This is a genomic window from Streptomyces sp. NPDC007095 (genome assembly GCF_040634475.1).
Lineage (GTDB): Bacteria > Actinomycetota > Actinomycetes > Streptomycetales > Streptomycetaceae > Streptomyces.
Genome location: NZ_JBEYFS010000311.1, coordinates 1 through 10,953 on the forward strand (window position 1 = coordinate 1; position 10,953 = coordinate 10,953).

General features: G+C 68.9%; 7 protein-coding genes and 2 pseudogenes. 2 read left to right on the forward strand and 7 right to left on the reverse strand.

All coding sequences use genetic code 11. The features are described 5' to 3' along the window. Positions 1-358, forward strand: a pseudogene (locus ABZ656_RS52515) (hypothetical protein); the annotation flags it as partial. Here ABZ656_RS52515 and ABZ656_RS52520 read toward each other — a convergent pair. The 6 genes from ABZ656_RS52520 to ABZ656_RS52545 all read right to left on the reverse strand — a co-directional run bounded on the left by ABZ656_RS52520 (position 355) and on the right by ABZ656_RS52545 (position 5,982). Next, a complete protein-coding gene (locus ABZ656_RS52520) occupies positions 355-663 on the reverse strand; it encodes a hypothetical protein (RefSeq protein WP_248297363.1) in 309 nt (102 codons plus the stop codon). The pseudogene ABZ656_RS52515 and the gene ABZ656_RS52520 overlap by 4 nt on opposite strands. 537 nt (positions 664-1,200) lie before the next feature. Further along, positions 1,201-1,968 carry a hypothetical protein gene (locus ABZ656_RS52525; protein ID WP_360279093.1) on the reverse strand — a complete coding sequence of 256 codons (768 nt, stop codon included), beginning with the start codon at positions 1,966-1,968 and terminating at the stop codon, positions 1,201-1,203. 131 nt (positions 1,969-2,099) lie between these two features. Next, positions 2,100-3,530 carry a selenium-binding protein SBP56-related protein gene (locus ABZ656_RS52530; RefSeq protein WP_101406632.1) on the reverse strand — a complete coding sequence of 477 codons (1,431 nt, stop codon included), beginning with the start codon at positions 3,528-3,530 and terminating at the stop codon, positions 2,100-2,102. Between the two features lie 295 nt (positions 3,531-3,825). Then, positions 3,826-4,014 (reverse strand): hypothetical protein, encoded by a 189-nt coding sequence (locus ABZ656_RS52535; protein WP_360279096.1) that lies wholly within the window; start codon positions 4,012-4,014, stop codon positions 3,826-3,828. Positions 4,015-4,072: 58 nt separating this feature from the next. Beyond that, positions 4,073-4,783: a hypothetical protein gene (locus tag ABZ656_RS52540; protein WP_360279099.1), complete on the reverse strand. Its 711-nt coding sequence runs from the start codon at positions 4,781-4,783 to the stop codon at positions 4,073-4,075. A gap of 539 nt (positions 4,784-5,322) precedes the next feature. Next, positions 5,323-5,982, reverse strand: coding sequence for a TetR/AcrR family transcriptional regulator (locus tag ABZ656_RS52545; RefSeq protein ID WP_360279102.1), 660 nt, complete (start codon positions 5,980-5,982; stop codon positions 5,323-5,325). A 456-nt stretch (positions 5,983-6,438) separates the two neighbouring features. Between ABZ656_RS52545 and ABZ656_RS52550 the strand changes: the two are divergent. Further along, positions 6,439-8,690: pseudogene (locus tag ABZ656_RS52550) on the forward strand (MMPL family transporter). A 250-nt stretch (positions 8,691-8,940) separates the two neighbouring features. Here ABZ656_RS52550 and ABZ656_RS52555 read toward each other — a convergent pair. Further along, entirely contained in the window at positions 8,941-10,440 is a 1,500-nt protein-coding gene (locus ABZ656_RS52555; RefSeq protein WP_360279105.1) for a cytochrome P450, read from the reverse strand. Between the last annotated feature and the right edge of the window lie 513 nt (positions 10,441-10,953).

Sequence of the window (10,953 nt, forward strand, 5' to 3'; positions counted from 1 at the left end):
TGTACCGCTTCGTGTACTTGCTTCCCACCTGGTGCTACTTCCTCTGGAACCTCAGGTCCCAGTCTCCAGGTGTCCACGATCAAGGGGAAGGTTCACCTGCCCGGAGTCCCGAGAATCCGAACAGCCCTCCAGGAGAGGAAACAAGCAGCTCAAACGTGCCTTCTTCCTCTCCGCGTTCGCCGCCCTGGGCGACCCGGCATCGCGGGCCTACTACGACAAGAAGATCACCCAGGGCAAACACCACACCCAAGCCCTGCTCTGCCTCGCCCGGCGCCGGGCAGACGTCCTCTTCGCGATGCTCCGCGACGGCACCTACTACGAACCGCAGCCGGTCCGGGCCGTCGCTCCGCAGACCTAGACCATGGTCAAGAGGTGTTCCGTGGGGCTGTAGTCGATCTTCCAGTCGGCATAGGTCCCGCAGAATCCGTCCTTGATGCACCGCAGGCCCACGGTCACCCAGCGGACCGATCCGTCGCCGCCGAGTGAGAACGCGACCGCGGCCTCGAACTCCTCGCTCCCGCAGGGGCAGCCGGCCGCACCGGGCTCGTCGTCCTCCCAGGACTCCTCGTTCCAGTACTCCTCGCTATCCGCGATGAACGCGCGGCTGCTGCAGCCAGAGCACTCCCGTTCCGCTCCGGACGCATTGACCAACACGAAGAACACACGGCCGCCGCACCCACACACGGAAGGAGCGATCTTCACCGGGCGGCCGTCAACCGCACCCCGCAGGAACGCTGCGAGCTCCGCGGGGACGCCCTCACCAACCTGATCATCAGCATGCACGGACACATCGTTCCAGACGCCCCGGAATCACACCCGAGCAGCTTGACCAAAGACATACGGGCCCCCCGGAACGCCCATGCGCCGGCATGACAGGCAGAGGCCTCGCCACCACGGCGGCACCCGCCGCACAAGCGGTCAGCGGCGGTAGCAGTACGAATCCGAGGAGGCGTCGCCGCCTTGCGGGCGCGTCTGGTGCACGCGCAAAACGAGGAAGCCAAGCACCACCCCACTCGAGGCCCGCTCCACCGACGTCCTGCCAGGCCAACCGTGCCGAAGACGTCGGGGACGACCGGTCTGCGTGCGCGGGTGCTCTGCCTCCATGCCGGGCCGCGCACCTCGTGCGCCGAAGGCAGAGAGTCCTACGGCCGCGCCCGCCGGTTCCCGCAACCTTCATCGCCCTCGTGCGACCGGTCGCGTTCAGCGGTTGACTGCCCCGACAAGGACGACGAGCGCGGTGAGGATGGCCGCGAGAGTCATCGCCATCGCAGCCGGGACCCCGAGTACTCGCCGGTCCGCGGGCCGCTGGTGATGGGCGAGTCTGAGCGCCACCCACGCCGCCTGCGCGAGTACGCCGCCAACGAAGGCGAGCAGCAGCGGCACGATGCCGTCCGGAATGGGCAATGCACTCGTCACGAAGGCTCCCGCGACCGGGCTCAAGCAGGCCAGTCCGATCCACGGAGCCATGCGCCGCCCCGGTTGCGCCCCCAGCAGAGCGGCCAACGCCAGGCCCTCGCTGGCCGCGTGCACGAGGATCGCCGCCACCACGGTGACCGAGGCGGTCAGCGCCAGGGTCGCCCCCTCCAGCAAGCGATGCAGAACGAGCCCTGATGCCGCGCCGATGCCGCCCGCACGCCCCGGCTCACACGGGCAGCCGATACGGACCACGGCACCCGTCACCCCGTACGAGGCGAGCGCGGTGACGGGCACCGCCCACAGCGGCACGCCGGCCTCATGGGCCTCGTCCCACGCGTCGGGCAGAAGATCGAGGACCGCAATGATCAGCAAAATCCCCGACGCGGCGGCCAGCGGAAGCGCCGACCGGCCGGATCCGCGCCGCGCCAGCCAGGCGCCCGCCACGGTGGCCACAGCCACCAGGACCACGGCCACCAGCGTTTCGGTGGAGGGCAGCTGCCACCCAGTCCCGTCGTCAGTGTGCGCGCCTGCTGCGTAGAGCGCGGAGAGCATATCCCCTCCCTCCGAGGGGGGCGGGCTTACGTGCGCAGTGCCCGGGCGAACCTTCTCCCGCCCGGAACGCCCGGGGGCTGGCATGACAGGCAGCGGCCTCGCCACCGCGGCGGCAACCGCCGCACAAGCGGTCAGCGGCGGTAGCAGTACGAATCCGAGGAGGCGTCGCCGCCTTGCAGGCGCGTCTGGTGCACGCGCAAACCCAGGAAGTCCGGGCCGTGCGGGTAGAAGCGGCTGTCGACGGAGAGCCCGCCGTGCGAGGTGTTGGCGTCGAGTTTGACCATCCACGGGTCGATGCCCGCGGGATAGAACTGCGCGTCCCAGGCGGAGTACAAGGAGTTCGTCACGTACACGCGCCGCCCGTCGCGGCTGAGCTCGACCATCTGCGCTCCGCCGGTCAGCGGAGTGTCCGGCTCGGCGGGATGCGGCTGTCGGCTGACGATGCCGCCAAGACGCACGGACGCGGTCCGCCTCGGATGGAGCGGGTCGCTCACGTCGTACTGGTGCAGATCGCCGGTTCCCCATGCGGATACGTACAGCCACTGGTCGTCCACCGACAGGTCGATGTCGGTGATGAACGGGGGAACGGCGCCGAACGGCTGCAGCGCCGGGGGAAGGTCCTCCGCTTGCGCGGGCTCGGCAGGGATGGTGATCACCTTGCGGACCACGAAGTCCTCGCCCTCCCGGTTCCACAGCCACACCGACGCCGACAGGTCCTCCACGTTGACCACGGTGTTGGCGAACCCCCACGTTGCCTCGGGGTCGTGCGCGGGACGCAGCTCCAGCACCATCTGGTTCTCGTCCCCCAGATCGACGCGCTGCAGGTGCCGGCCGGAGTCCAGCTCCCAGAAGTGCAGCGAGTGGCCGTACTGGCGATCCAGCAGCAGTTCAGGGACAAGGCCGTCCTCGATCATGGAGGGGGTCCCCCACTCGCTGGTCACGGCGATGTTCTGGCGCAGATGCCACCAGAGGTCGTAGGCCAACCGCTGAGGTCCGCGGTCGCTCTCCCAGGCGCGCAGCACTTCGAAGCTTTCGTGGTCCAGCAGCGCGACGCCGCCAGGCCCGTCCGCACCGTCCGCGCCGCCCAGGCAGGACAGGAACACTCCGTCGGGGCCACAGTGCAGTGTGTGCGGACGCGAATATTCGGCCTTGGTGGCCAACTCCTCGGACTCGACCACCTTGACCAGGCGCGGGCGGGCGGGATCGGGGCCTGTGTCGAAGACGTGCAGCCGAGAGGAGCGCAGTCCCGGGATGATGAGGTAGCGCCGCGCAGCGTGATGATGACCGGCATGCGCAAGCGCGCTCGAGCAGGCGTTCCAGCCGAAGTGGTGCAGTTCGTTGCCCAGACCGGGCAGCTCGGCGCGGGAGATCACGCGGCCGTATTCGGCGGATTCGGGGTCGGTGCCGACCGTGAACAACGCGTCCGCGCGCTGTGCGGTCGGGTCGAAGCCGACGACATAGGCGAGCTTCTCCGGGGGCGCGGCGACGGCATCCGCCGGAGTGCGGTACAAGGTGGGGTCACTGTGGTCGCCGCGGTCGTGAGCGTGCTCAGTCGTCCTCATGGCTGTTCCTTACTCCCGAACGGGAGCCTGGATCCGGGGGACTCCCGACAGGCAGCCGGGCTCACCCGTTCGAGATCGATGTGCAGACGCGGGACAGATATGCCATAAAACGAGCGTTTCACAGCCCCGGAGTCCTGCCAAGCCAGCGGCGCGAGGGCGCGGACCGCCTCAGCGTGCGGCTCGTCTCCGGTACGCCCGAGCGCGGCGGCAGGCGGACACCGGGCCTTTCTGCCGCCTCGCCGGCCGACCGTGTCAGACGCCGCTCGCTGATCCAGCCTGATCGACCGGACAGGATCTAGCGGGCCCGGCGGTGACAAGCCGGGGGCCCGCGGGTGACAAGCCGGTGGAAAATCCGGGTGATCGTGTGCCACTGCTTGCGGGGCGCGTCGAGGTCCGTCCGCAGTATCCCGTCGATCACCGACTTGTAAGGATCCAGGGCCGTCGCCCGGGGCGGGAGCTTCTTCCGGGGCTGGTTCTGACTCAACTTCTGGATGCTGTTGGTGATCTTCGGCTGCTGTTCCGGGTAGGGGATTTGGAAGGTGTCAGGATGCCTGGACCAGGGTGGTCAGGGGAGTTTGTGCGGCGACTGTCGCGGGACGCGACAGGTACAGCGTGGTGTGGAAGTAGCCGTGGGTCTCCCTGTCCTGCGGATCCTCGCCGGCCGCGGTCACCGCGTCGATCGCGTACTGCTGCTCCTGCCTGCTGGTGAAGCGGCGTTGCCGAAACGTGTGGGGGACTGCTTTCTCGGTCCTGAGGCCGTACGGTTCCAGGCACTCGGCGATGCGGCGGTAGGAGTGGGTGCGCAGCACGAACGCGGCGACCCACACCGGGCTGTGGACGCAGTCCAGGAGCGGCTCGAAGGTGAGAGGAGACAGGAAGCTGGCTCCGCCGGTGACGGTGATGAGGCAGGTGTGGCGGGCGGCCTGGCGCAGGGCCGGGCTGGGCGGCGCGCTCTCCAGATTCTCGGCGAACCCCTCGTCCAGCAGGCCGACAGCGTGTGCGTAGGAGACAGCGTGGGGGGCGGCGTCGAGCCCGATGACGCAGGCCGGGTCTGAGCGCCGGTGCGCCGCGTAGTAGGCCCGGTCCCATTCGATCAACTCTGCGGTGGTCAGCTCGGTGGCCTGCGGCGATGTGTAGTGGGCGTACAGGTCCGCCAGGGTGAGATCGTGGTTGAGCAGGGCGGCGTTGATGCCGTAGGAACAGCACAGGTCCAGCACCGTGGCCGGGCCTGTGGGCCGGCACGCTGTGAGCATGCGGCGGAAGATGGGCTGAGCATGATGTGGGGTTTGGTACTCCCAGGGACTCAGCTCACGAAAGTATGCGCGAGGGTCCGGCTGGTCGTAGATGTCGTCGAACGGAGTCATGGTCCCTGCCGCGAGGGCAGGCGTCTGCCGGGAGTTGCTGACCACGGGTGCTGGTGAGCCGTTCGACCGTGCATGGGTCATCACGTGTTCCCTCTCGCCCTGGTCCGGAACTGCCCTGTGACAACAACTAGCGGGCGACGGGATCGGTTGGGAACAAGGCAGAGACGGAACCAGCCAGGCGCGCCTTCGGCACCCGCGTAGAGATCACCAACAGTGTCCGGAAATTGAGCCAGAGCCATTTCTCATGAACATCCGAGAGCCCTTGGATCGCCAACCGCTGCTGCAACTCGAACCATTTTCGGGCGACCTCGCAGACCCGTCTCGCCATCGCCGTCGTCACTCACCGTGGCCAGACCACAGAACCTGAGCCAGAACCCGTGGAAGTGTACGAAGCCGAAACGCTGATGGAGCACTTGGAATCAGCCCTTTCAGGACTTCGTGGGCGTGCTCAGCAGGTCGGCGAGCTCGGCGTCGTAGAACCGCGCGGGGTCGAACCCCATCCCCGTGAAGTGGCCGGCGAGTTCCAGGGACAGGACGCCGTGCAGACGGGTCCAGAAGGTCAGGGCCTGGTGGAGCACTGCGGGCGCGGCGGGGTGGTCACCCGCCCAGTCCCGATGGTCGGCTAGGTGGGCGTCGAGCGGGGTAGCCGGGCCGTCTGCGGACAGTTCGGCGCACGCGTCGAGCAGGGACGCCATGATCTCGGAGGCGATCGAGGTGATGTCGTCGGGCGCGTGGTAGCCGGGGACGGGGGTGCCGTAGACGAGGAAGTACCGCTGGGGATCGGCCAGGGCCCAGCCACGCAGCGCGTGCGCGAGACCAGCCGGGTCGGCACCGGCGGTGCGGGCCGCCCGGAAGGTGTCGGCGAGGCTGTGGTACGCGCCCCTGACCAGCTCGGTGATCAGCTCGTCACGGCTGGCGAAGTACCGGTAGAGCGCGGGTCCGCTCATGCCCATTCGCTTGGCGATCGCGTTGAGGGAGAGCGCGGACGCGCCCGCCGTGGCGATCTGCTCCCACGCCCGCTCCTTGATCTCCGCACGCACCTGGGCGCGGTAGCGCTCGCGTGGCGTCGTCACCTCTGCTCCGTCCATGACCTGCCCTCCCTCATCGCTAGTTAGAGGCTATCACGATAGTTATTGACACTTCCCGTGAAGGCGAGTTACAACTTCTAACGAACCCGATAGCAGGTAACGCACCGTGGAGACCTTCATGACTCGGCAGGCCGCCGTACGCCTTGACGATGAGCACTGCGCCGCGGGCGTCCCGGCTCGGGAGACGGCGATGGAGTGCCGGCACCGTCACCCCGAGAACGCTGGCGGCCGCTCTCGGGGACAGGGCCGCGGACCCACGTTCGGCGATGTGACGCTCATCGCCGACGCGGCCAGAGCGGGACCGTCGCTTGTCCGTCCGCGGGCATGCGGCGACCGCACGACCGCAGCCCTGCCGAGGCATCAGGGGCCAAGAGGTCGGGGGGCACCGCGCCGGCTCCCCCATGCGTCCGACTGCTTCACGCCACTTCCACCGTAAGAACGCAAAGGAGAACGGACGTGTTTGAACGCTTGGCCGAACTTGCCATTCGCCGGTCCCGGCTGGTCCTCGTCATCGCCGTCGTGGCCGTGGCCCTCATGGGTGTGTTGGGAGCCGGCGCATTCGCCAAGCTGCGCGGGGGCGGCTTCGACGACCCCGCTTCCGAGTCCACCCGGGCCGCGAAGGTCATCGACGCCAAGTTCGGCGGAGAGACGAACCTGGTCCTGCTGGTCCGGGCCCCCGAGGGCCGCGTCGACACCCCCGCCGTCACACGGAGCGGACAGACCCTGATGGCCGACCTCAGGAAGGAGGAGGAGCTCACCAACGTCATCTCGTACTGGGACACGGGCAGCCCCGGCCTCCGCTCCCGGGACGGCCGCGAAGCCATGGTGCTCGCCCATGTGACAGGCGACGAGACGCAGGAGCGGGAAAACGCCCGGAAGATCCTCGACACCTACACCGGAACCCGCAGGGGCGCACTCACGGTCCAGGCCGGAGGCGGCGCCGCCGTGGGCAACGACCTGTCGAAACAGGTGGTCGACGATCTGGTCCTGGCCGAGACCATCGCCATACCGCTCACCCTCGTGCTGCTCCTGTTCGTCTTCGGCAGCGTGGTCGCGGCCCTGCTGCCGTTGGCCATCGCCGTCATCGCCGTCATCGGCTCGTTCGCCCAGCTCTCCCTCCTCGGCAGCGTCACCGACGTCGCCGACACCGCGACCAACCTCACCACCGCCCTGGGCCTCGGACTGGGCATCGACTACGCCCTGCTGATGACCAGCCGCTTCCGGGAGCAGCTCGCGGCAGAAGCGAGCTTGGACGACGCCGTACGGCGCACGGTGCACACGGCCGGCCGCACCGTCGCGTTCTCCGCCGCGACCGTGGCGGCGGCCCTGGCGGCACTCCTGGTGTTCCCGCAGTACTTCCTGCGCTCGTTCGGCTTCGCCGGAGTCGGTGTCGTCGCCATCGCCGCCCTCGGCACCCTGTTCGTGATGCCGGCCCTGCTGGCCGTCCTCGGTCACCGGGTCAACAGCGGGCAGCTGCCGTGGGCGAAGCCGGGGCACTCCGGTGCCCGGGCACCGATGTGGGGACGGCTGGCGCGCACCGTCATGCGACGGCCCGCGCTCACCGCGCTCCCCGTACTCGCCGTGCTGCTGGCGGCGGCGAGCCCGCTGCTGGGCATCACCTTCGGCACACCGGACGAACGCGTCCTGCCCAAGGACGCCGCCAGCCGCCAGGTCTCCACAGCACTGCGGGAGAACTTCGACGGCAGCGAGGACTCGGCGGTCAACATCGTCATCGACCAGCCCGTGAACAAGGCCCCGCTGGAGTCGTACGCGGTCGAGCTGTCCGGGCTGAAGGGCGTCATACGCGTCGAGACCAGCACGGGCACCTACACCGAGGGACAGTCCACGGCGACCGCCCCCGGCAACACCACCCTCGGCCGGCCCGGCGCGCAGCGCATCAGTGCCGGCCCGGCGCGCAGCGCATCAGTTTAGTGAGCGCCCTGACACCGAAGTCGGACGCGGCCCAGAACCTCGTCAAGGAGGTGAGGGCACTCACCCCGCCCACCGGGACACACCCCCTGGTGGGCGGAACCGACGCCGTACTGGTCATCGGCGGCCGGCTCCCGCTCGCCGTGGCCCTGGTCGCCCTCACCACTTTCATCCTGCTCTTCCTGTTCACCGGCAGCGTCGTGCAGCCGCTGCGCGCACTGGTCCTCAACGTGATCAGCCTGGCGGCGACCCTCGGCGTCATGACCTGGATCTTCCAGGACGGCACCCTCTCCTCCGTCCTCGGCTTCACGGCGCAGCCGATGGAAATGTCGATGACCGTGCTGATGTTCTGCATCGCCTTCGGCCTTTCGATGGACTACGAGGTGTTCGTCACCAGCCGGATCAAGGAACTCCACGATCTGGGCAAGGACAACGAGACCGCCGTGGCCGACGGTCTCGGCCACACCGGACGCATCGTCAGCGCGGCGGCCTTCCTCCTCGCGGTGAGCTTCTTCGCCTTCGGCACCGCCAAGATCAGCTTCATGCAGATGTTCGGCCTGGGCAGCGGACTCGCCGTCCTCATCGACGCTCTCGCCGTACGCGGCGTACTCGTCCCCTCCGCCATGCGCCTGCTCGGCCGCTCGGCCTGGTACGCGCCCGGCTTCCTTCGCAAGCTCCACGACCGGTTCGGCCTCAGCGAAGGCGGCCCCGAACCCACGGCCGCCGCGGACCCCGCAACAGCGACGTCGCCGTACGTGAAGGACACGACGGGAGTCTGACCACCGACGACCGCGTCGCACCGTGTGCCCGCCTCCGCCACACCGGAGGCGGGCACAGCCCTGCATCGGCGCACGGCTGTTGGCGTTTCATGCGCCTCGTCGGCAAGATGCCGACCCGAATCTAGCCTTCTGCGTCTGCAGGCAAGCTTGTCGATCTTGTCGGCGTGAAGCCGGCCAAACCGTCGCGCTCGTGGGCACTTTCGATGACGTCCAGCAGACAGCGGCGCCAGGGCCGCGGCAGCGCGTCACCTCACCCGTCGGCAGGCGGCCCCAGCAACACCGGCACCTCCCGTGGCCCGTTCGAAATGAACGACTCCGTCGGACGCAGCGCACCCGGCTCCGCCGCCAGCCGCATCTCGGGAAAACGGGCGAACAGCGCCTGCAGGGCAATCTCGGCTTCCAGTCGTGCCAACGGTGCCCCCAGGCAGTAATGCACCCCATGACCGAACGACAAATGCTCCCGTCGCGTCGCCCGCATCACATCGAACCGCTCCGCATCCTCTCCGTGCGCCCCCGGATCCCGCCCCGCCGCCGCGAACCCGATCACCAGCGCATCCCCTCGCGGGATCACCGTCTCCCCCACCCGCACGTCCTCCACCGCATACCGCAAAATCGCATTGGCCCCCGGCGCCTCCACCCGCAACGCCTCCTCGACCACGTCCCCCCACGAGGCCCGCCCCGACCGCACCAACTCCAACTGCCCCGGCTCCCGCAGCAACAACACCACCGCGTTCGCCAGCAGATTCACCGTCGGCTCACACCCCGCGCTCAACAACATGATCAAGTTGTCGACCAACTCCTTCTCACTCAGTCCCCCACCCCCCGCAGCGTCCGGGCCACCAGCGCCCGCACCGTCCGCGGCGTCTGTTAGGTGTGTGAGGTCCGAGTGGGCGGCCAGGTCCGCGGGATCAGCCCCGGTCCCCGCAGCGATCAGCGCACTCGTCAGATCCTCACCTGGACAGCGCCGCTTGAACGCGACCAACTCCCCCATCGTCCGGTACAGCGCCGCGTAGTTACGCCGCGCTTCCTCCAACGACACCCCGGTAGCGAAAAACCCCTCGATGATCTCCCGCAACGCCCCCCGGAACTCTTCCGGAATCCCGAACAACTCCAGCATCACCCGGCTCGGCAACGGCTGTGCATACAACCCCCGCACATCCACCACCCCGTCCCGAGCCTCCCGCGCCGCCGCCTCCATCCCTTCCAGCAGCCCCGCCGCGATCTCCCCCACGCGCGGCCCGAGCAACCCCACCCGCCGCGCCGTGAAAGCCGACCCCATCAACCCCCGCAGCCGGCGGTGCTCCGCTCCATACGACGTCACCAGATTCTGCACCGACACCCACACCGCCAACGGCCACTCCGCCCCCACCTCGCCCCGCTGCCACGCCGGCCAATGCCGATACGCATCCTTCGACACCCGCCCATCCGTCAACAACCCACGAATCACCCCCGGATCCGTCACCGCCCACGCTCCCACTCCTCCCGGCAAGACCACCCGCACCACCTCACCCAGACCCCGCAACAACGCCCCCTCCCCCTGCACATCCCGCCCCAACCCATCCATCACATACGGACACCCACCCCGCCCAGCACGCAGATCCGGCGCACCTTGCGCATCCGGCACAGCCTGCTGGTCCGGCCCGTCGGACGCGGCACGCAGGTCCACCACGCCCCCGCCGCCCCGCAACTCCCGCTGCTCCTGCCGGTCCCGCTCATCCCGCCGACCCTGCTGCTCCTGCTGACGCGCCACCGGACACCTCCACGACACAGACCGCGAAAACTTCCCGACAAGCACCACAAACACACCCCGGCACCACGCCCGTATCACCACCCGGACGCCCACCAGGGACACAACCCCACACACACGCCGGGCCCGCCCCGGAAACCCGCCATCAGCCACGGACCCCCGCCATCCGATCCTCCGCGGGACACCAGAACCCAACCCCTGGACACATGCCAGGGAGCCGTCCCCAGACACACAGACACCACCGGAAAGCGGCCCGTGTACACGCGGGACCCGGCCCAGGGTGCACACCCGGACCTCAACGCCAGCAACCGACCAGACCCACACCCGGCACACCCAGGCACGCACCCCTGGCGCCGGTCACAGGCCATGTGCATCCGGGTGCCGGCCCGGGCCATGCGCATCCCCGAAAGCCGTCCCCCCCGCACCACCAACAACCGCCAGAGAACCACTCGCAAAACAAAACCGCTCGGCCGGTTTCACTATAACCTCGCCCGAGACCCACGCAAGAGACACCAA